Raw genomic sequence first — 20,388 nt, 5'->3', positions numbered from 1 at the left:
CTGCCATTGTTTTCATCATGCTTCTCGTTATATACCAAAGTAAATAACGATTATCTTTTCCGCACGGGGAATGAACAACGTAAGCGGCAGATTCGTTGATGGTTTGTTGAAGTTAGCGAAGCGGCAGGCGGCAATTACCCTGCACTGGCATCTCCTCTCTGCGAGGACATTTATCTTTCCCTTAATAGAATCAGGGAATTGCATAGCACGCGGAAATTTCATTTTAGTTTTCCTGTTTTTTGCCGTTAATCCCTATGAACAAAAACAAGGTCTTACCTGAAACTTCGGGCCGTGGCGCGATGGTCAGGCTGTACTTTTAACGTCTTGTGAGACTTTATTCCGGAACCCGCAGCAATGAAGGAAAGTCACGACAGAAAACACGACCCGTTGATTGAGCGGCTGTGCGAAATTTTCGCTGCGCTCTATCAGGGCAAAACCATCGATAAGGCGTGGCTGTGCGATAAATTCGGCATAACGGAACGCACGGCTTACCGCGACCTTGCGCGGCTGGGACATATCCTCGATCAGGTTTCGCCAGGACGCTATAAACTCAGCGCCCACCTTCTTCCGACATTACACAGCGGTCATCTGGTGGAATTCGCCGACTTTACCGGCGTGGCGCATCTCTTCCCGCGCCAGGATGGACAATCGCTGCGTAACAGCATGAAACAGCGCAGCAATATTGCCTTTCACGCACCGAGCAGCCGGCAAAATCAGCAGCTTGAGCCGTTGCTTAACCAGTTAAATCAGGCCATTAGCCAGCGTACAGAAGTGGAATATTGCTACCGCGACAAAGCCCGGCGCGCGCAGCCTTACCGGCTGATTAACCAGTACGGCTTGTGGTACCTGGCGGCGATGGAAAAAGGGCAGTTAAAGGCGTTCGAAGTGGCGCGTATTGAGCGGCTAACCAGCACCGACCAGCGCTTTGAACTGCTCGCTGACGTGGTCGCCGAGCTGGAAAGTCATGCCGGTATTCGCTTTGGCTCGCGGGTGGAGACGGTACTGAGCGTATCGGCGCATGCCGCGGAATATGTCACCCGCCGGGCGCTGTTCCCCGCGCAACGCATTATTGAACACCACGACGACGGCAGCCTGACGCTCTCTACGGCGATCGGCGATCCGCATACGCTGTTTCGCTGGCTGCGCTATTGGCTGCCGGACATCGGCATTCTTTCTCCCGCCTCGCTGCGCGAGCAATTTGAACAGGATTTACATACCCGTTTTCACGCCGTATAGCGGCCGCGATATTGCTCGTCGGTAACCTGTTCGAGCCAGGTCACCGGGCTGCCATTTAACGACTCGGCGATGGCGATATGGGTCATGGCAGTATCCGCCGTCGCGCCGTGCCAGTGTTTAACATCCTCAGGGATCCAGACGATATCGCCCGGGTTCATCTCCTGAATGGCTTCGCCTTCGCACTGGATCCAGCCTTTGCCGTGGGTGACGATCAGCGTCTGGCCGAGCGGATGGGTATGCCATGCGGTGCGCGCGCCCGGCTCAAACGTTACGGTTGCGCCGCCTACGCGGGCAGGTTCTTCGGCCTTAAACGGCGCGTCGATCCGCACGCGGCCAGTGAAATATTCCTGCGGGCCTTGCGCGGAAGGAACGGAAGCATTGCGGGTGATCTTCATGGTCTTCTCCAGTGTGGGTCTTATCGTTAAGTTTACTCACCGGGCGGAAAATCGGTGGTGGCTGGCGTGATTGACGCTCCGCTCGTTTTCCGGGAACAGCGATCATAGCCCTGCCAATGACCTGCGACTATCGGGGGAAATCGGCATGAGCTTATGAGCTTGAATCATGAATGGCGGCGCAGCACTATCGCCGCGCTGGCGAGCGTGAAGAGTGCCATGATCCACGCCATTGTCCACGGCGTGCCGTCGCGAAACCACGCCAGCAGCAGTGAGGAAATGATGCCGCTGCCGTACTGCAAGGAACCCATTAATGCGGCGGCTGACCCGGCAATGGTTGGCACGGCATCAAGCGCCGCGGCGGTGGAGGTTGCGGCGATGATGCCGTTCATCGAGAAGAACAGGAACACGCAGATAACGACCGCAGCAATGCCGCCCAGTTGCAGTTTCACCACCAGCGCCAGTGCGACGGCTGCAACAGCCGCGCCCGCCACGGCGATTTTCAGCAGCCGTTCCAGCGGATGGCGCTGCACCAGCCGCCGGTTCACCATGCTCATCCCCATCAGCCCCACAATATTGATGGCGAACAGCCAGCCGTAATATTGCGGATCGATACCGTAATAGCGGATATAGACGAACGGCGACCCGGCAATAAACGCGTACGCGGAAACGTAGAAAAAGGTCAGGCACAGCGTAAAACGCATAAAGGCGCGATTGCGCAGCAGCGAGAAATAGTTGGTAAACGCGCCCGCCAGCGAGGTGTTGACCCGTTTTTCCGGCGGCAGGGTTTCCGGCAGCGCATAGAGGGAGAGAAACATCAGCCCGCCAATCACCGCCAGCAGCCAGAAAATGGCGTGCCAGCTGGTGATCTTAATGATTTGCCCGCCCGCCAGCGGCCCGATAATCGGGGCGATAGCCATAATGATGGTCAGCGTAGAGAGCATATGCGCAGCGCGGGTGCGGGCGAACAGATCGCGGATCATCGCTCGCGCCAGCATCGGCCCGGTACAGGCGCCAAAGGCCTGGAATACGCGCCAGAAGACAATTTGCTGAATGTCCGTCGACAGGGCGCAGCCAGCGGAACCGATAATAAACAGCAGCATACCGATAAACAGCGGCCGACGGCGGCCAATGGCGTCGCTGATCGGCCCCCATACCAGTTGCGCCAGCGCGAAGCCGATTAAGAAACCGGTAATGGTCAGTTCGATATCCCCTTGCAGCTCGCTGGCCATCAGCGGCATAGCGGGCAGATAGATATCTGTCGACAGAGAAGTAAAGGCCATCAGCGCGCTGAGGATCGCGAGGAATAGCGGCCCGTGTATCTTGTTGGTCATAGGATCCTGATTCAGTAACGAGGAGGGTGCCGACAAAGGCGGAACGTTATCTTAATCAGAGCGACACAAATGATAACGTCATTAAATCATAATGACGTTATGAGCGGGATTCATGAATGGCGTTCGCTGACCGTCATGGTAAAGACCACCGGCTGCGCGCTGTCGTTGGCATAGTGGTGCGGGATATCGGTTTGCGCCACAGCGTGGTACCGGCCATTGACCGGGAGGTGGATCTCTACAACGCTATCAGCCTGCGCTACGCTGTTCCGGTTGGCGGCGAAAACGGTGGTTCATCCTCGAAAGTCTGCCGGAGATGCCGCTGGCCGCATTATGTGAGGCAGGCGACGAACCGATCGCCGGGTTGCAACGTATGATGCCAGGCTGTTGCTGTGAGAAAACAGCGCTGGGTTTCTGACTCTGAAGGGGGTAAAGCATGGATTTCACGGGACTGAGCGCATTTCCGCTGACGCCGCTGGTTGACGAGCGGCTGGATGAAGCGGCATACGTTCGACTGATCGAGAGGCTCCGCGTGGCCGGGGTGGATTCGATTGGCGCGTTAGGATCGACGGGTTGCTATCCCTATTTCAGCCGTAATGAACGCGCCGCCGCGCTGCGCCTGGCGACGGAACACTCCGGCGCGGTGCCGGTGATTGCCGGGATTGGCGCACTGCGTACCCGCGATGTGCTGTGGCTGGCGGAGGATGCGCAAAAAGCGGGTGTTAGCGCGGTGCTGCTGGCGCCGGTTTCCTATCACGCGTTAACCGAAGAGGAAGTCTTTGGCCTGTACGCGGCGGTGACTCGCGAATTGTCGGTGCCGCTCTGCGTTTACGATAATCCTCGTGCAACGCATTTCACCTTCAGCGATGCGCTGCTTGCCCGCATCGCCCAGTTACCCAATGTCGGCTCGATCAAAATTCCTCCCATTGCCGCGCTGGAGCGGATTGCAGCGCTGCGGGGGCTCATTCCGGCACATATTACGCTCGGCATCAGCGGCGATGCCATCGCGGTTGACGGCCTGAGCGCCGGTTGCGGGATCTGGTATTCGGTGCTGGGCGGACTGTTCCCGCAAGCGGCGCTGGCCATCTCCCGCGCGGCGCAGGCCGGCGACATGGCGCTGGCACGGGCGCATTCCGACGCGCTGGCGGCGCTGTGGGATCTGTTCAATCGTTATGGCGGCAGCATGCGCGTGATCGCAACTGCTGCCGAATTGCTGGGCGTGGTAGCGGCACCGTGTCTGCCACCGCCATTACAGACGCTGCAAGGCGACGCGCGCCGTGAAGTGGCTGAGGTGATCGAAAGGCTGCGTCTGGCTGCGGAGTGATTGTCGTCCCGGCATTGACGTTCTTGCCGGGGTTATGCTCCCAGCCTCTTTGCCACAAAGCGTGAAATCGCCGGGCCGGTGATCAGCACCAGAATAAAGCGCCCGGTCTGCATCGCCATCACAAACGAGATATCAACGTGACTTGAAGAGGCGATGATCGCCACCGTATCTGCTCCGCCGGGGCTGGTGGCGAGATAGGCGGTGAGCGGATCGATACCAGCGAACTGCACCAGCAAAAATGCAAAGCCGCAGCACACAGCCACCAGTGTCAGCACCGACAGCAGCACGCGCGGCAGTGCGCGGGCGGCGTACCAGACAATCTCCCGCGTAAAGCGCAGCCCAATGCTCCAGCCAATCACCGCGTAGGAGAGCGCCAGCAGCCACGGCGGCAATTCCAGCGACAGCACCCCGGTATCTTCGATAATGGTTCCCAGTATTAACGTTATCAGCATCGGGCCGGAGGGAAGTTTTACTCGCCGGGCGATCAGATAACCTACCGCGATTACCAGCAACGTACCGACAAACGGCAGCCAGCGTACCGGACCGAACAGAGTAAATGTCGCGACCGCGTGATCCGGGCTGGTCGCGCCCATCCATATGCGGGTTACCAGCACCGCGACCAGCGCCACAATCATTACCCGCAGATACTGCATAAATGCCACCAGGCGGACATCGGCACCGAAACTCTCCGCCATAATGGTCATGGCTGCTGCCGCGCCCGGCGACGAACCCCAGATTGCCGTGGAGCCTGGAAAAACCTGTAGTTTCGCCATAATCCAGCCGAGAATGGCGCTGGCGAAAATCACCGAGACAATACAACTGATAAACAGCGGCCAGTCGGCAGCAATGCGACCGAACACCGAAGGGGGAATGGCATGAGCGATCATCGCGCCGACCACCGCCTGCGCAACGCCGAAACTGGTTTTGCTTACCACCACAGGCCGGTTAAGGATGGCGAGAATAATCCCGGCAAACATCGGCCCCAGCAGGAGCGCAGCGGGCAGATGGACCAGCTCCATCATGGCGACAAAGAGCAGTGAGAGGATAAGCAGCGGCAACCCGTTACGCAGTTTGGGCATCGCCATCAGCAGCACTCCGGATGAGTGACAGTGATAACTGTAGGATCAGCGAAAGACATAACACTCCCCGAACAATAACAGTTTGAAAAGCAAGGCATGTCTTTCGAATGTAAGCGTTCTCTCCGGGCGGTGCAATCTTTGATCTGGCACTGTGCAGCACAGTTCGCTTTTTATATTACATTAATATTACAGGGGAAATTTAAGAAGCAGGTTAACAACGGCGTTTGTCAGCTTTGTGTAATCTGCAATTGTTAATTAATTTCTTAATCACTGACTTGCCACATGAAAAATCCTAAAACATGATCGGTATTCTTGCTATTAAGAAAAAGATAACTAATTTTAGTAGGTGACTATTCGACAGGTAGCAAAAATTAGAAAATAAAATTTTCCCTTCATCCTTTTTTTTCTTTTTTAATAATTAAGATATGTTAATCAACCTGTTAATTAATACGGTGTTACAAAATTCCGTATGAATAAGTGTTTCAGTTCTCATAGTGCATTGCCTTGATATATTCCAGTTATTTTTTTCGTTTTATTTTACCGATTAGCTTGCGAAGTTTTTAACGGAAATATAATGTATTATTAACAACTCGGATGGTGCAGGCGAGACGGTAGATCAGAATACCTAAAGGCATTATTTATTAATAATGTGATGGGTTGAAAACCTTTATTTTTCAATGTGAAAGATAAATCCTGCGGCAAACGTTAACATTACTCTGACAAACGTATCAGTCATGTGGACGAGGCGAGAAATAACCTTATCGGGAGGCTGAATATGTATATCATCTCAAAGGATAGTTACTTTGTGATGGGCATGGATATACTGCTCAAAGCGATTAATCCTTGCGCAACACATACATTGATTGCGTACGATCGTGGGGATGAACAAATATTATTCTTTAGTGTTGATAAACTCATTTTAATCCTGAGTGAAGAAAAAAGTTTTCCTTCGTTTATATGTTCACGATTCATAAAAGTGGATAAATCTTCCTCTTTGTCTTTTCTGAAGCATGAGCTTAAGAAAACCATTAAGCTATTGAAAGGAAAAACAAAATTTGATATCACCCGGGAAATTCACCTGAATAAAACGGAACATAAGATTTTACTCATGCTGCTGGATTACCAGGCGGGTGATGACATTGCGCAAGCGCTCGGTTTGGATAAGAAAATCGTCAGTAATTACAAAAACGCGATCCTGCGGAAACTCGGGTTAAACAGTGTCGCGGAACTGATCCAGATCTACAATAACTGGAATGACTGTTTTTGCTGTATTGCCGGCAAAGTTGTACCGGAGGCTACCTTTCAGGAGCGTAAAGACAGCAACGAGTTGAAAATGGTCAGGTCCCCGACGCGCTACACTCTCCCTGTTCCCCCTACCCGACATTTGTTAATGCATACGCAATAAGCCTTCTTCGCAAAACCGTTCAGGTCGCCTGGCGCACTACCGCTATAATGCACCAGGAGATTCTGTTGGCACCTTTCATGATGTAGTCACACCCGCAGAGGCGATCAGAAATCATAGGCATTAATGATCTTCATTAATCCCTCGTCGTTTTTATACTTTTCCCGTAACGTTTTGAGCTGAGCCACGGCTTTGCCGCAGGTAGCTTCAAGGTTGGCATCCAGCGCTTTTTGCTGTTGCTCATCGAGATCGCTGTCCTGTTCACTGGCAAAATGTTCACACTGCTCAGCAAGCGTGCGGAAATCACTGACATCTTTCGGTAACGGCGCTGCGGCAAAAGTGGTGTTGAAGTAAAAAACGGTGGCGACGATAAAAAGTGAGCGTTTCATCGGTTGTTGTCTGTTGGTGGTTATCTATTGGTTTTTGGAGTGCCTATGTTACTCCTGAACGCCCTGAGTGATAAATCACGGTGGTGCCCGATATTGGTTGTTTTCTGCGCGGGTAACGTTGGTGAGGTTTATGCTACGGAGTGTGTCTTTCTGGCCGGGCGCGTTTGGCGAATGCGGTAATATTTTCTTCATCCTCAATTATTATCGTTCCCCTTGCAAATACAGGGTGTTCTCATTAGAGGTGAAGGGAAAATACTGTATTGCATTGTTAATGCTGTTTGCACTGCGTCGTAACGCAAATAACAAATCATGAAATGGAAATCATTGTGTTAAGCACGTTAGTGTTTATTGTAATTCTTATTTAAAGCGTTTTTAGAAGATTCTTACAGTGCATGATTATATAGTTTTCAGCCATGCAATTCGATCTGAATGTCTTCTTTAACGGATTAATAAGTTATAAAATTAAGGTGCAATGCAAATGACTGAAATACTAAATGGATTTGAGAAGTGCGTCGATATTAATAGAGATTATAATAATTATCTTGATAAACATCAGCTTAATGGAATTTGCTTCGGTTCTTCGCTGTACTGGACTTCTGATGCGCTGCGAGAAATTGCCAATGATAAAAATACAGTTGGATTTGCCATTAATGACAAACGGCGTTTTTTTGATTTTGGTAACTATGTACAAAATGCTGCCATAAAAATGCACAGAACAACAGAGGGGCGTATACAACTTCTGCAAACGCTAAACAGGCAGGAGGATTTATTAGCAAAGCGAGCCGGCTACAGATTACATTATGAGTTGGCGGGCGATACTGCTGCGAGATTTCACATGGAATGTATTCTGAACAATGTCCCTGCATATAATAATACAGCCATTGTTATATCCACAGCATTAAGCGAAAGGATCCTGCATCCCCTTGAACATACCCCTTCCAGCTTTTCACATTCTACGGCATTGCTAAATTGTGGCGGGTCAGTTTATTTATTTGATGTTAATGAAGGGGTTTACAGGCTGAGAAAAAATAATGCCTGTTCGTGCGAGGCTGTTTTTAATATTATCGCCAATAACCTTGGCTTATCCGGTATCGGAAACATAAAATATGATCTGCGCTGGGATGGTCATGTTTTTATGCGCTTGAAAAAAATGCGGTCGTGATTATAAAAAACTGATGAATCATAACATTTCGGGGGTATTCTATATCCCCATTGACAATCGCGAGTGTTAAAAATAAAAATCAATTTTATAATATATAAACGTCGCCTTTATGCAATTTTTTACTTAACCCTATATTGGGCTGACGAGCATCAGCCCGTTGATGAATAAGCTCAGCAGCGGTAAGGCCGGTACAGGCAAAATGTAATTTGTTCTGGATAGTCTGAAAAAATAGCGTCGTTTCTTTGAGTGACGGCTGGTAATCGGCGGCTAACGCAAAGATCTCCCGAACCCGTAAATATACCCGGCGCTCACTGGCCCGAATATCGCGGATGCGTTCCAGCATCTCATCGAAATAATCAGGCACAGCAGAAGAACCGACTGGCGGGTTTTTCAGCCGCTCGTCATCCATCACAAAACCTTTAATCAGGTATTCCTGGAGCGTCTGGGTTGCCCACTGGCGGAACTGTGTGCCGCGGACGGAGCGAACGCGATAGCCGATAGCGAGTATGACTGGCAAACTGTAGTGAAGAGTGTTGCGACTTACCTGCCGTGTCCCTTCCTGTTGAACTTGTAAGTAAGGCTTACAGGTTGCGTTTTGTCCCTCTTCATAAATGGCTTTGATATGTTGGGTTATAGCTTGCGGGGTGACCTGGTAAAGTGCGGCAATGGACGCCGCGGGAGCCACAAGGTTTCATGCTCGAAGCGGCATGTAACGCGTACTTTCCCGTCACCGCTGGCGAACATGATAAATTCACCTGCCGGGGATTGGGTTAAGCGTTCATCTGCCATGCCGCCTCCGCGATATGCGTTCTGTTGCTGAATAAGCTATGCAGTATGCCAGATACTCATACTGCATTTCATTAGTGCAACCACTATGAAGATAAAGGAGAAAGGGCGCTCAGTTAGGCTTTGATTGCAGATAGGCGTTTTTCATGACGCTTTTCACTTCCCTGAGTTGCCTGCGGGTTTTATCCAGCTCGCTTGCCAGCCACTCTTCCTTCTCGCTGTGTTTGATTAGCACAATGCAACCCTGCATCACTTTCACCAGCAGATGTTGCCCGGTATCAAACCCGGCATCGCGCAGCCACTTGCCGGAAATCATAATGCACGGCGTACTGGTGTCGCCCTGATTCGGGCGATAGCGCACAATTACACTGTGCTCGGTTCCGGTGGGCGTAAAGTCTGGGGTAGAATGCGGATCAGCCATTATCAACTCCTTGATAGTTGGGGATGGTTAGACGCTCCGGTTGTGTTGCTGCACATCGGGGCGTTGTTTATGAAGTCCGGTTTCATGTGGTAGGTACCACGTGAATATAACTTAACCGAAATGGTACCTACCATGCAAGAGAAGAAAAAGCTGAATTTTGATCGATCTAAAAGCACGATGAAGAACATCCGCTTTGAGGACGAGCTTTTGGAGCAGATTGAGAAAGCAGCCGGAAAAGGGAATTTTAGTAAGTGGGTGAAAGAGGCTTGTAGGATGCGTTTGGAGATGAAACAGGGAAAAGAAGAATAAATTCCCTGTTCTTATCTTTAAAGAATTAAAAAATTCCAGAAAACATAGTATCAAAATATTATTACCAGATTTTTTATAAATTAATCTTTTTAAGATGCCTACAATATTTCAAAAAATAATAAACATTAATTATATTTTTGGCGGTTATTTTAACTGATTGTTAATCATGCGGATATTGTCAGGAAACTCATTAGAGATAATGTCTGATGCCAGGTTTATACTGGCATCAGTAAATAAAACCAGGCATAACTAATTTCTTCGCCAGTTTTCAATTATCCCCTCATGGGATGGGGTACCAATTTTTATTAGTATGATTTGTAGGTTATCGCTATTATCATACCCTACAATTATATTATCGCCCGCAATTGCATTATTCATTACTTCATTTGGGGTAAAGTATAGCCGATGCTCTGATCTTGATGGATGTGATGCACGCGCATCATACCAAGTGACTTGTGCTAATTTTTCTATTTGTGTTCCTCGAATAGAAAATCTGGCGTCACATTGAAATGAATTTGGACCTAACAAATTCTTTAATTCCTTAACGCCATTAAATTCATGCTGATGTGATCTTTCTGGATTTGCTTCAACCGGTGATAGTGTTTTGATACAGGATGCTCTGAAACGAATGGTCGTAGTCATATATTCAACCTTGTTAGAGTGAATGTATAACTTACCAACAAGAAGAGTTGTGAAATTACTTGCGTTGCTGATGTTTTGATCAATTTCACAAAAATTTATCTATATTTTTATAATAAATAAATTGAAGGAATGATTAATGAGAATTAAATAAATTATTAGTATGAATGAAGCGTTATTCAACTTTGGCGGAAGATCACAGGAGTCGAACCTGCCCGGGACCGCTGGCGGCCCCAACTGGATTTGAAGTCCAGCCACCTCACCGGAGATGACGATCTTCCGCGCCTGCATTGCTACATGGAGGCGGGGCGCATTATAGCTACTTTCAGTCATTTACCACATACCCTCATCAGAATTTTTCTCATTGTGCGGCCAGTAAAATCGGTCGTTTAAGATAAATCCTTATCTTTTCCATCGCTTAGCCGCTTCGCTCCACTGAAAGGGGGAGCGATCACAGAAAAGAATAAACGTAATTTGATAACAAGAAATCGCAATACCCGGCTGAAAACCAATCGTTTACAACGTGTGAAACCGCTCTCTGTGCACTTTTCACGCGTAAAGGAAACAAAAATGGACAGTCAGATTATTTCCGTGAAAGAAAAAATTGGCTACGGGATGGGCGATGCCGCCAGCCATATCGTCTTCGATAACGTGATGTTGTACATGATGTTTTTCTATACCGATATTTTCGGTATTCCCGCCGGGTTTGTCGGCACCATGTTCCTGCTGGCGCGTGCGTTAGACGCCATTTCCGACCCGTGCATGGGGCTGCTTGCCGACCGCACGCGCAGCCGCTGGGGGAAATTCCGCCCGTGGATTATCTTCGGCGCGCTGCCGTTTGGCGTGGTCTGCGTGCTGGCCTACAGCACGCCGGATCTCAGCACGAGCGGTAAAATGATTTATGCCGCTGTAACTTATACGTTACTCACCCTGCTTTACACCGTGGTCAATATTCCTTATTGCGCGCTCGGCGGCGTTATCACTAATGACCCGACACAGCGCATCTCGCTACAATCCTGGCGCTTCGTGCTCGCCACCGCAGGCGGCATGCTCTCCACGGTGCTGATGATGCCGCTGGTGAAATTAATTGGTGGCGAAGACAAAGTTGCCGGTTTCCAGGGCGGGATTGCGGTGCTCTCGGTGGTCGCCTTTATGATGCTGGCATTCTGCTTCTTCACCACCAAAGAGCGTATCCAGGCACCGCCGAGCACCACCTCAATGCGTGAAGATCTGCGTGATATCTGGCAGAACGACCAGTGGCGCATCGTCGGCGTGCTGACCATCCTCAATATCCTCGCCGTCTGCGTGCGCGGCGGCGCGATGATGTATTACGTCACCTGGATCATGGGCGATGCCGCCATCTTTACCGCGTTCCTCACCACCTATTGCGTCGGCAACCTGATTGGCAGCGCGCTGGCGAAACCGCTGACCGACTGGAAATGCAAAGTCACCATTTTCTGGTGGACTAACGCCGCGCTCACCGTGCTGAGCATCGCCATGTTCTTCGTGCCGATCCAGGCCAGCGTTACCATGTTCATCTTTATCTTTGTTATCGGTGTGCTGCACCAACTGGTGACGCCAATCCAGTGGGTGATGATGTCCGATACCGTCGATTACGGCGAATGGTGCAACGGTAAGCGCCTTACTGGCATCAGTTTTGCCGGTACGCTGTTTGTGCTGAAACTCGGCCTTGCCCTTGGCGGCGCGTTGATTGGCTGGGCGCTGGCCGGTGGCGGTTACGATGCCGCGGCTCACAGCCAGAACAGCACGACCATTAGCATCATTATTGCCCTGTTCACGCTGGTTCCGGCGCTCTGCTACCTGCTCAGCGCCATTATCGCCAAACGTTTTTACACGCTGAAAACCCCGTTCCTGAAATCGATCATGGCGCAACTGGCGCGTGGCGAGCACCGCGGTGAACAGGGGCTTGATCATGTTTCTACCCGGGAAGAATTACTGTAAGGAGTGACAGATGAAAATTAGTGATGGCAACTGGCTTATCCAGCCGGGGTTGACGTTAATCCAGCCGGTTCAGGTCTTTGAGGTTGAACAGCAGGGCAATGAGATGGTGGTCTATGCCGCCCCGCGCGACGTGCGTGAGCGCACCTGGCAACTGGATACCCCTTTGTTTACGCTGCGCTTTTTCTCGCCGCAGGAAGGGATTATCGGTGTGCGCATTGAGCATTTTCAGGGCGCGCTGGATAACGGCCCGCATTTCCCGCTTAACGTTGCGCAAAATGTTCACGTGGAAATGCACAACACCGACGAATTTGCCGAGTTGCAAAGCGGTTCGCTTAGCGTTCGCGTGGGAAAAGGCGACAACTGGGCGATCGATTTTCTGCGCGACGGCGAGCGTATTACCGGCAGCCAGTTGAAAAACAACGGCTACGTGCAGGATGGCAACCGCGGGCGCAACTACCTGTTCGAGCGGCTGGATCTCGGCGTGGGCGAAACGGTGTATGGCCTTGGCGAGCGCTTTACCGCGCTGGTGCGCAACGGCCAGGCGGTGGAAACCTGGAACCGCGATGGCGGCACCAGCACCGAGCAGTCGTACAAAAATATCCCCTTCTACCTGACCAATCGCGGTTACGGCGTGCTGGTTAATCACCCGGAAGCCGTGGAGTTTGAAATCGGTTCGGAGAAGGTCTCCAAAGTGCAGTTCAGCGTTGAAGGCGAGCATCTGGAGTATTTCGTTATCGACGGGCCGACGCCGCAGGCGGTGCTGGATCGCTATACCCGCTTCACCGGCCGCCCGGCGCTGCCGCCCGCGTGGTCATTCGGCCTGTGGCTGACCACTTCGTTCACCACCAACTACGATGAAACGACGGTGAACAGTTTTATCGATGGCATGGCCGAACGCCAGTTGCCGCTGCATGTGTTCCACTTCGACTGCTTCTGGATGAAGGCCTTCCAGTGGTGCGATTTCGAATGGGACCCGCTGACCTTCCCGGATCCGGCTGGCATGATGAAGCGGCTGAAAGCGCGCGGGCTGAAAATCTGTGTCTGGATCAACCCCTACATCGGGCAGAAATCGCCCGTTTTCCGCGAACTGAAAGAGAAGGGCTACCTGCTGAAACGCCCGGATGGCTCGCTGTGGCAGTGGGACAAATGGCAGCCGGGGCTGGCGATTTATGATTTTACCAACCCGGAAGCCTGCCAGTGGTATACCGATAAGCTCAAAGGCCTGGTGGCGATGGGCGTGGATTGCTTCAAAACCGACTTTGGCGAACGCATCCCGACCGATGTGGCGTGGCATAACGGCGCGTGCCCGCAGAAGATGCACAACCATTATGCGTACATCTACAACGAACTGGTGTGGAACGTGCTGAAAGAGACGGTTGGCGAGCAGGATGCGGTGCTGTTTGCCCGTTCGGCTTCCGTGGGCGCGCAACAGTTCCCGGTTCACTGGGGCGGCGACTGCTACGCCAACTACGAATCGATGGCTGAAAGCCTGCGCGGCGGGTTATCCATCGGCCTTTCTGGCTTTGGTTTCTGGAGCCACGATATCGGCGGCTTCGAAAATACCGCGCCTGCGCATGTCTACAAACGCTGGTGCGCGTTCGGGCTGTTCTCCAGCCACAGCCGCCTGCACGGCAGTAAATCCTACCGCGTGCCGTGGGCGTACGATGAAGAGTCCTGCGATGTGGTTCGCCACTTTACACAGTTGAAATGTCGCTTGATGCCGTACCTTTATCGCCAGGCTGCGCAGGCGCATGAATCCGGCGTGCCGATGATGCGCGCCATGATGCTGGCCTTCCCGGACGATCCAGCCTGCGACTATCTCGACAGGCAGTATATGCTCGGCGATGCGCTGCTGGTTGCGCCGGTGTTCAGCGAAGCGGGCGATGTGCAGTTTTATCTGCCGGAAGGACGCTGGACGCACCTGTGGCACAACGACGTACAGATCGGCAGCCGCTGGCATAAACAGCGCCACAACTTTATGAGCCTGCCGGTTTACGTGCGCGACAACACGCTGCTGGCGCTGGGCAGTAACGATCAACGCCCGGATTATGCCTGGCATGAGGGCACGGCATTCCAGCTTTTTGCGCTGGATGACGGGTGTGAAGCGTTGTGCGAAGTACCGGATGCCAGCGGCGCGGTGATCTTCCGTCTGCGGGCGAAACGGGCAAATGGCGTGATTACGGTGCAGGCTGACGGTGCAGGGCGTAACTGGACGCTGTGCCTGCGCAATATCGCGCAGATTGCCGGTGTACAGGGCGCAACGCAGTCCGGCAGCGAGCTGGGTGTGGTGATTACGCCGCAGGGTAGTGAAGTGCGTATTACGCTTTGAAGGACGTTGCCGGATGGCAGCCCGGCCTGTGATTCCCGGAGGGAATGCTGTTGCTGGCCGGGCCTGGAGTGCTGAGAATGGGTTGTCGCCGGGTGGCACTGCGTTTACCCGGCCTACAGTCCCCCGTAGATAATGCCGGTATTTGTCGGGCCGGATAAGCGTTAGCGCCATCCGGCAATATCAGATGTCAGGGCGCGGGCTGTGTCGGTGCAGGCTCTGCCGGAGGTGCAACCACTCCGCCCGATACCACGCCACCATGCATGCTCTGTTTTACCTGCTGTTTCTGTACGTTCACCGCAGATAACTCGCCGTTGACGCTGGGCTTCAGCGGTGCATCGGCGCGCACGCTGCCGCTGGCGGTCAGCTGCAGGTTGCCATCGCCGCTAATCGGTAACGCTGGCCAGCCCCACTCCTGGAGCACATTCAGCGGTACGCCGCGTCCGTTCAGGCTGACATTAACGCTGCGATCCGGCGTTTGTGAAACCACAGCTTTAGCCTCCAGCAACCCTTTGTCGGTGAAGGCGCTCAGCTCGGTAATATTGACCATGTTGCCGTTGGCATTCAGCGCCAGCGACGGGCGGCGCACGTCCACGCGGTTGAATGTTGCTGCAGCGGCATTCAGTTTTGCGCTACCGCCCCAGACGCCCCATTTCCCTTCGCGCACCAGTTGCAGGTTGTCGCCATAACCATCCAGCGCGGTGAGTTGCCACGGGAACGTCGGATCGATATCAATCACCAGGTTGCGGCTGGCGCTGAATTTCTTCAGCGTTACCGTGTTCAGCCACGACGGCAGATCGTCCATCCACAGTTGCTTCCAGTTTTCCGGCAGCGTGTACTCCAGCCCGGCGAACGCGGCGTCGTCGAGCACCAGCGCATGGCCCGTGCGATACCAGTTGCCGGAGGTGCGCACCATGCCGTTTTCCCAGCGCGAGGTGAATTGCTGTAGCGCAATTCCCTGCGGAGAAAAGTTGGCATTCAGGATCGGGTCGAACAGGTGCAGCGAGCCGTAAATAAACTCGCTGGCGTTCATCGACAGCCTTCCGTCGTCGCTTTGCCAGTCGCCTTTAATCAGCGTCAAATTGCTCAGGCTCAGATCGAGGTCGGTAACCGCCCAGCCCGGCCCCTGTAAACGAGCGTCCGTCACATCGACACGGCCAATCTGTAATGACGGCAGCGTGGTCAGCGGATTGAAGAAATCGAGCAGGGTTTTATCGCTTTGCAGGCGAATATCGTTCAGGCGCAGGTTATTCACCACCCAGCCGCCATCAGCAGTGCGTTTCGCATCGCCGGTCAGGGAGCCGCGCGCCATATCCGCACCGATAGTCGTCAGGGTAACAACATCTTTGTCGATACTGCCCTGAATAAGCACGTTGCTGGCCGGAACGCCGTTTAACGTCAGCGAACCGGCGCTCATCTGGATTTGCGTTTTACTGCCCAGCACATTGCCGGCCACCGGCTGCCAAGGCGAGACGCCACCCATCACCCGTTGCGCACTCAGATCCCAGCCAGTGGTCGGGCTATTGAACGCCATATTATTGAGTTGCAGGCGATCGGCCTGGAAGGGAAGCGGCGCAGCAGACGGGGAGAAATTGAGCGTGCCATCCTGCAATAAAATGGTGTCGGCGTGCAGCGGATCGGTCAACTGGCGGCTGCTCAGGCCAATATCCACCGTTTTAGCGACCAGCGTCGCCGGGTTGCCTTTGCGGCCGAAATTGACGTTTTTCAGTAACACATGGGAAGGCGAGGAGAAGCGATGTTCTATCGCATCAAAAGTGAGGTGATAGTCGCTGTTGTTATTTACCCAGTTGCTGACCTGTGTCGCACCCCAACGGGTTTGCAGCAGAAAATAAGCGGCCACTATCGCCAGTAGCAGGACGATAACGACAACGAACAGCAGCTTTCCAAGAAATTTCATGATCTTCCATCCCCGAAGTGTCAATCAGGCAGTTATGCACGATTTATGCGCAATGCTCAAGGGCGGAATGATGAAAGGAGATGACTGCGGCAGCCGGTAAGCCCGGCTGCCGTGGCGCGATCAATTTTTCTCTGGCGGAAAAATCAGATTCAATACAATTGCGGTGATACCGCCAGCGGCGATACCGGAGGAGAGCAGGTTTTTCAGCCAGTCCGGCGCGAATTGCAGGATCTGCGGCTGCTGGGAAACGCCAAGGCCCACGGCCAGCGACAGCGCGATAATCATAATCGCGCGGCGGTTCAGCGGCTCGCGGGAGACGATACGCACGCCGGAAGCGGCAATCGTACCGAACATCACCAGCGTTGCGCCGCCGAGTACCGGCTCAGGTAACTGCTGAACGAAAGCGCTGACCGCCGGGAACAGACCCAGCACAACCAGCATCAGCGCCACGAAGAAACCGATATAGCGGCTGGCGACGCCGGTCAGCTGAATAACGCCGTTGTTCTGGCCAAAGCAGGAGTTCGGGAAAGTGTTGAACACCGCCGAAACAAACGAGTTGATGCCGTTCGCCAGCACGCCGCCTTTCAGGCGCTTCATGTACAGCGGCCCGGCGACGGGCTGCTCGGAAACGTCAGAGGTGGCGGTGATGTCACCGATGGTTTCCAGCGAGGTGATCATAAACACCAGCATCAGCGGTAGCAGCAGATTCCAGTCAATGCTCAGGCCGTAATAGAGCGGCGTTGGCACCATAAAGGCGTTCGCTGGCGCGCTATATTCCGGCAGCATGCCCATAAACAGCGCCAGCACATAACCGACCGCCATGGCAATCACCAGCGAAGCAATACGCAGGTACGGGTTACGCTGACGGTTGAGCAGAATAATGATCGCCAGCACCACGCCCGCCAGCAGCAGGTTTTTCGGCGCGCCGAAGGTGTGATTGCCCATCGCGGCAAAGCCGCCGCCGACGGAAGTCAGACCAACCTGGATCAGCGACAGGCCGATAATCATCACCACTACGCCGGAGACCAGCGGGGTAATAATGCGGCGTGCCAGCGGCAGAATGCGCGAGATAACCATTTCGGTACAGCTTGCCAGCATCAGGGTGCCGAACAGCGCAGCCATCATGGTTGGTACATCCGCACCACCGGTTTTCAGCGCCGTGCCGCCCATAATCAACGGCGCAACGAAGTTGAAGCTGGTGCCCTGGATCGACAGCAGACCGGAACCCACCGGGCCCCAGGCTTTAATCTGGATGATGGAAGCGACGCCGGAGGCGAACAGCGACATGCTGATGATGTGCTGAGTGTCCTGAGCCGGTAGCCCCAACGCCTGGCAGATCAGCAGCGCGGGCGTAATCACGCCAACAAACATCGCCAGCAGGTGTTGCAGCGCGGCAAACAGGGTTTGCGGCAGCGGCGGGCGGTCTTCAAGGCGATAGATCAGCTCGCTGGGTTGAGTCTGCGCAACCGGTTGCGCATTTTCGGACTCGATGGTGTTTAAGGACATCTCAGACAATCCCCTGATGGAAAAGCGCTGATTTTATCGGACTGTTTGGTAAAAGCAAACGGTTGCTATGTTAAAAACACACTTTTCGAAGGGATGTTCTTTCTACCGGCTAAGGTCCTGAAACTCAGGCGTTGGAGTAGCGTTCTGTTTCCGGCATCCAGCGTTCGATTAATGCTGCTGCAAGCTGCGGATAACGCTCGTGAATATGGCGGGCGACGCGCTGAACTTCCGGGATCATCGCCTGGTCGCGCAGCAGGTCGGCGACTTTGAATTCCGCATTGCCGGTCTGGCGGGTTCCGAGCAGTTCGCCGGGGCCGCGAATTTCCAGATCCTTTTGCGCAATGACAAAACCGTCGTTGCTGTCGCGCAGCACCTGTAAGCGTTTTTGCGCTGTTTTTGAGAGCGGGGATTTGTAGAGCAAAACGCAGTGTGAGGCCACTGCGCCGCGTCCAACGCGCCCGCGGAGCTGGTGGAGTTGCGCAAGGCCTAGCCGTTCCGGGTTTTCGATAATCATCAGGCTGGCGTTGGGCACATCCACGCCGACTTCAATGACCGTGGTGGCGACCAGCAGATGCAGCTCGCCCTGTTTGAAGGCTTGCATGACTGCCTGCTTCTCCGCTGGCTTCATGCGGCCATGCACCAGCCCGACATTCAGCTCTGGCAGTGCGAGCTTCAGCTCTTCCCAGGTGGCTTCCGCCGCCTGTGCTTCCAGAAGATCGGACTCTTCAATCAGCGTACACACCCAGTATGCCTGACGGCCTTCGTCGATGCAGGCGTTGCGCACGCGATCGATAATATCGTTGCGGCGCGTATCCGGGATGGCGACGGTAGTTACCGGTGTGCGGCCCGGCGGTAGTTCGTCGATAACCGACGTATCGAGATCGGCGTAGGCGGTCATCGCCAGCGTGCGCGGAATCGGGGTGGCCGTCATGATTAACTGGTGCGGGTGGAAGCCCTGCTGCTGGCCTTTCTCCCACAGCGCCAGACGCTGGTGGACACCAAAGCGGTGTTGCTCATCGATAATCACCAGCGCGAGGCCGTTAAACTGCACCTGCTCCTGGAAAATAGCGTGTGTGCCGACCACCATCTGCACTTCGCCATTAGCGATGGCATCCTGCTGTGCCTGGCGCGCCTTCCCTTTTTGTTTTCCCGCCAGCCAGCCCACTTCGATACCGAGCGGCGCAAACCAGTTGCGGAAATTGTTGGCGTGCTGCTCAGCCAGCAGTTCGGTCGGTGCCATCATCGCCACCTGTTTACCGTTGGCGATCGCCCGTAACGCGGCCAGTGCGGCAACCAGCGTTTTACCGGAGCCGACATCGCCCTGAACCAGGCGCATCATCGGGATATCCAGCGCCATATCGCGCTCGATTTCCGCCACAACCCGCGCCTGTGCGCCGGTTGGTTTAAACGGTAGCGACGCCAGCAGGCCTTGTTTCAGTTCATCTTTGGCAACGAGCGGCTGCGCATGATAGCGCTGAGCCCCGGCGCGCAGCGCCAGCATACTCAGGTTATGCGCCAGTAATTCTTCAAGGATCAAACGACGCTGCGCTGGATGCGTACCCGCTTCAAGTTCGGCCAGTTGCAATGACGGCGGCGGGCGATGCAGCGTGTGCAGCGCTTCCGGCAGGCTCATCATGCCCTGTGCCAGCTCAGGCGGCAGCAGTTCGCTGATGGCGCAGGTCGCCAGCAGTTCCAGCGCCTGGTCGGTCAGTTTGCGCAATGTCGCCTGCTTAATCCCTTCGGTGGTGGGATAAACCGGCGTAAGCGTTTCCTGTAATTCGGGAGTGCTGAGATCGCCCTGCACGCGGTATTCCGGGTGGATCATCTCCGCACCATACTTCCCGCGCTTTGCTTCGCCGTAGGCCAGCACGCGGCGGCCCGTGGCGAGGCTGTTTTTCATCGCCGCGTTGAAGTTGAAAAAGCGCATGGTGAGGATGCCGGAACCGTCGCTGATCTGGCAGGTCATCATCCGGCGACCACCGAAAGTGATATTGCAGTTCAGCACTTCGCCTTCCACCGTGGCGTAGATGCCCGGCAGCAGGTCGGCAATGGGGTAAAGCTGGGTGCGATCTTCGTAACGAAGCGGCAGGTGAAGCAGCAAATCCTGCACGGTGTGCAGACCGATTTTCGCCAGTTTGCTGCTCTGCGCCGCGCCGACGCCGGTCAGCGAACTTAAGGGCACCGCGTCGAGCAGCTTACCTTTCAT

The 20,388-nt window shown here is 53.8% G+C and carries 16 protein-coding genes, 1 tRNA gene and 2 pseudogenes; 8 read left to right on the top strand and 11 right to left on the bottom strand.

Annotated elements, in window-relative coordinates; all coding sequences use genetic code 11:
• Positions 1-354: 354 nt before the first annotated feature.
• Positions 355-1,236, top strand: coding sequence for a YafY family protein (locus C0557_RS25425; protein WP_208662263.1), 882 nt, complete (start codon positions 355-357; stop codon positions 1,234-1,236).
• On the opposite strand, the gene C0557_RS25420 is transcribed toward C0557_RS25425, so the two are convergent.
• Positions 1,224-1,631 carry a cupin domain-containing protein gene (locus tag C0557_RS25420; protein WP_208662255.1) on the bottom strand — a complete coding sequence of 136 codons (408 nt, stop codon included), beginning with the start codon at positions 1,629-1,631 and terminating at the stop codon, positions 1,224-1,226. The genes C0557_RS25425 and C0557_RS25420 overlap by 13 nt on opposite strands.
• A 164-nt stretch (positions 1,632-1,795) precedes the next feature.
• Entirely contained in the window at positions 1,796-2,962 is a 1,167-nt protein-coding gene (locus C0557_RS25415) for a multidrug effflux MFS transporter (RefSeq protein ID WP_208662253.1), read from the bottom strand.
• Positions 2,963-3,153: 191 nt separating this feature from the next.
• Between C0557_RS25415 and C0557_RS25410 the strand changes: the two are divergent.
• Positions 3,154-3,377 (top strand): annotated as a pseudogene (locus C0557_RS25410) (hypothetical protein); the annotation flags it as partial.
• 18 nt (positions 3,378-3,395) lie between these two features.
• A complete protein-coding gene (locus C0557_RS25405) occupies positions 3,396-4,283 on the top strand; it encodes a dihydrodipicolinate synthase family protein (RefSeq protein WP_208662251.1) in 888 nt (295 codons plus the stop codon).
• Positions 4,284-4,315: 32 nt separating this feature from the next.
• Here the strand turns inward: C0557_RS25405 and C0557_RS25400 are convergent, their stop codons facing one another.
• Positions 4,316-5,368, bottom strand: coding sequence for an AbrB family transcriptional regulator (locus C0557_RS25400; RefSeq protein WP_208662249.1), 1,053 nt, complete (start codon positions 5,366-5,368; stop codon positions 4,316-4,318).
• Between the two features lie 769 nt (positions 5,369-6,137).
• On the opposite strand from C0557_RS25400, the gene C0557_RS25395 reads away from it, so the two are divergent.
• Positions 6,138-6,767 (top strand): LuxR C-terminal-related transcriptional regulator, encoded by a 630-nt coding sequence (locus C0557_RS25395; protein WP_208662247.1) that lies wholly within the window; start codon positions 6,138-6,140, stop codon positions 6,765-6,767.
• 104 nt (positions 6,768-6,871) lie between these two features.
• Here C0557_RS25395 and C0557_RS25390 read toward each other — a convergent pair whose 3' ends face one another.
• Positions 6,872-7,153, bottom strand: a complete 282-nt coding sequence (locus tag C0557_RS25390) for a hypothetical protein (RefSeq protein WP_208662244.1) — start codon at positions 7,151-7,153, stop codon at positions 6,872-6,874.
• Positions 7,154-7,631: 478 nt separating this feature from the next.
• Here C0557_RS25390 and C0557_RS25385 point away from each other — a divergent pair, with 478 nt between their 5' ends.
• Positions 7,632-8,315, top strand: a complete 684-nt coding sequence (locus C0557_RS25385; RefSeq protein WP_208662242.1) for a hypothetical protein — start codon at positions 7,632-7,634, stop codon at positions 8,313-8,315.
• Between the two features lie 91 nt (positions 8,316-8,406).
• Here C0557_RS25385 and rhuM read toward each other — a convergent pair.
• Both rhuM and C0557_RS25375 read right to left on the bottom strand, forming a co-directional pair.
• Positions 8,407-9,104 (bottom strand): annotated as a pseudogene (gene rhuM, locus C0557_RS25380) (RhuM family protein); the annotation flags it as partial.
• Positions 9,105-9,213: 109 nt separating this feature from the next.
• Entirely contained in the window at positions 9,214-9,522 is a 309-nt protein-coding gene (locus C0557_RS25375; protein WP_208662240.1) for a SymE family type I addiction module toxin, read from the bottom strand.
• A gap of 132 nt (positions 9,523-9,654) precedes the next feature.
• On the opposite strand from C0557_RS25375, the gene C0557_RS25370 reads away from it, so the two are divergent.
• Positions 9,655-9,831 (top strand): YlcI/YnfO family protein, encoded by a 177-nt coding sequence (locus C0557_RS25370; protein ID WP_208662238.1) that lies wholly within the window; start codon positions 9,655-9,657, stop codon positions 9,829-9,831.
• A 249-nt stretch (positions 9,832-10,080) separates the two neighbouring features.
• Here C0557_RS25370 and C0557_RS25365 read toward each other — a convergent pair whose 3' ends face one another.
• Complete coding sequence (locus tag C0557_RS25365; RefSeq protein ID WP_208662236.1) at positions 10,081-10,473, bottom strand: type II restriction endonuclease; 393 nt, start codon at positions 10,471-10,473, stop codon at positions 10,081-10,083.
• Positions 10,474-10,656: 183 nt separating this feature from the next.
• A tRNA-Sec gene (locus C0557_RS25360) sits at positions 10,657-10,751 on the bottom strand.
• 289 nt (positions 10,752-11,040) lie between these two features.
• Here C0557_RS25360 and C0557_RS25355 point away from each other — a divergent pair.
• Entirely contained in the window at positions 11,041-12,432 is a 1,392-nt protein-coding gene (locus C0557_RS25355) for a glycoside-pentoside-hexuronide family transporter (protein ID WP_208662234.1), read from the top strand.
• A gap of 10 nt (positions 12,433-12,442) precedes the next feature.
• On the top strand, positions 12,443-14,761 hold the full coding sequence (yicI, locus tag C0557_RS25350; RefSeq protein WP_208662226.1) for an alpha-xylosidase: 2,319 nt from the start codon (positions 12,443-12,445) through the stop codon (positions 14,759-14,761).
• 187 nt (positions 14,762-14,948) lie between these two features.
• On the opposite strand, the gene C0557_RS25345 is transcribed toward yicI, so the two are convergent.
• The 3 genes from C0557_RS25345 to recG all read right to left on the bottom strand — a co-directional run bounded on the left by C0557_RS25345 (position 14,949) and on the right by recG (position 20,388).
• Positions 14,949-16,676: an AsmA family protein gene (locus C0557_RS25345; protein ID WP_208662222.1), complete on the bottom strand. Its 1,728-nt coding sequence runs from the start codon at positions 16,674-16,676 to the stop codon at positions 14,949-14,951.
• A gap of 120 nt (positions 16,677-16,796) precedes the next feature.
• A complete protein-coding gene (locus C0557_RS25340) occupies positions 16,797-18,182 on the bottom strand; it encodes an NCS2 family protein (protein WP_074776290.1) in 1,386 nt (461 codons plus the stop codon).
• A gap of 124 nt (positions 18,183-18,306) precedes the next feature.
• The gene (recG, locus tag C0557_RS25335; RefSeq protein ID WP_208662220.1) at positions 18,307-20,388 is read right to left on the bottom strand and encodes an ATP-dependent DNA helicase RecG; all 2,082 of its coding nucleotides are present in this window, start codon (positions 20,386-20,388) and stop codon (positions 18,307-18,309) included.

Source organism: Kosakonia sp. MUSA4 (assembly GCF_013085925.1).
Classification (GTDB): Bacteria; Pseudomonadota; Gammaproteobacteria; order Enterobacterales; family Enterobacteriaceae; genus Kosakonia; species Kosakonia sacchari_B.
Note: the sequence above shows the minus strand (reverse complement) of the source record. Positions and strands in the feature narration are given on the sequence as shown.

Coding starts and splice junctions, on each gene's coding strand:
- recG (WP_208662220.1), bottom strand. CDS start 20,388: ATGAAAGGTAAGCTGCTCGACGCGGTGCCCTTAAGTTCGCTGACCGGC.
- C0557_RS25390 (WP_208662244.1), bottom strand. CDS start 7,153: ATGAAACGCTCACTTTTTATCGTCGCCACCGTTTTTTACTTCAACACC.
- C0557_RS25370 (WP_208662238.1), top strand. CDS start 9,655: ATGCAAGAGAAGAAAAAGCTGAATTTTGATCGATCTAAAAGCACGATG.
- C0557_RS25415 (WP_208662253.1), bottom strand. CDS start 2,962: ATGACCAACAAGATACACGGGCCGCTATTCCTCGCGATCCTCAGCGCG.
- C0557_RS25420 (WP_208662255.1), bottom strand. CDS start 1,631: ATGAAGATCACCCGCAATGCTTCCGTTCCTTCCGCGCAAGGCCCGCAG.
- C0557_RS25395 (WP_208662247.1), top strand. CDS start 6,138: ATGTATATCATCTCAAAGGATAGTTACTTTGTGATGGGCATGGATATA.
- yicI (WP_208662226.1), top strand. CDS start 12,443: ATGAAAATTAGTGATGGCAACTGGCTTATCCAGCCGGGGTTGACGTTA.
- C0557_RS25365 (WP_208662236.1), bottom strand. CDS start 10,473: ATGACTACGACCATTCGTTTCAGAGCATCCTGTATCAAAACACTATCA.
- C0557_RS25385 (WP_208662242.1), top strand. CDS start 7,632: ATGACTGAAATACTAAATGGATTTGAGAAGTGCGTCGATATTAATAGA.
- C0557_RS25375 (WP_208662240.1), bottom strand. CDS start 9,522: ATGGCTGATCCGCATTCTACCCCAGACTTTACGCCCACCGGAACCGAG.
- C0557_RS25400 (WP_208662249.1), bottom strand. CDS start 5,368: ATGGCGATGCCCAAACTGCGTAACGGGTTGCCGCTGCTTATCCTCTCA.
- C0557_RS25345 (WP_208662222.1), bottom strand. CDS start 16,676: ATGAAATTTCTTGGAAAGCTGCTGTTCGTTGTCGTTATCGTCCTGCTA.
- C0557_RS25405 (WP_208662251.1), top strand. CDS start 3,396: ATGGATTTCACGGGACTGAGCGCATTTCCGCTGACGCCGCTGGTTGAC.
- C0557_RS25425 (WP_208662263.1), top strand. CDS start 355: ATGAAGGAAAGTCACGACAGAAAACACGACCCGTTGATTGAGCGGCTG.
- C0557_RS25340 (WP_074776290.1), bottom strand. CDS start 18,182: ATGTCCTTAAACACCATCGAGTCCGAAAATGCGCAACCGGTTGCGCAG.
- C0557_RS25355 (WP_208662234.1), top strand. CDS start 11,041: ATGGACAGTCAGATTATTTCCGTGAAAGAAAAAATTGGCTACGGGATG.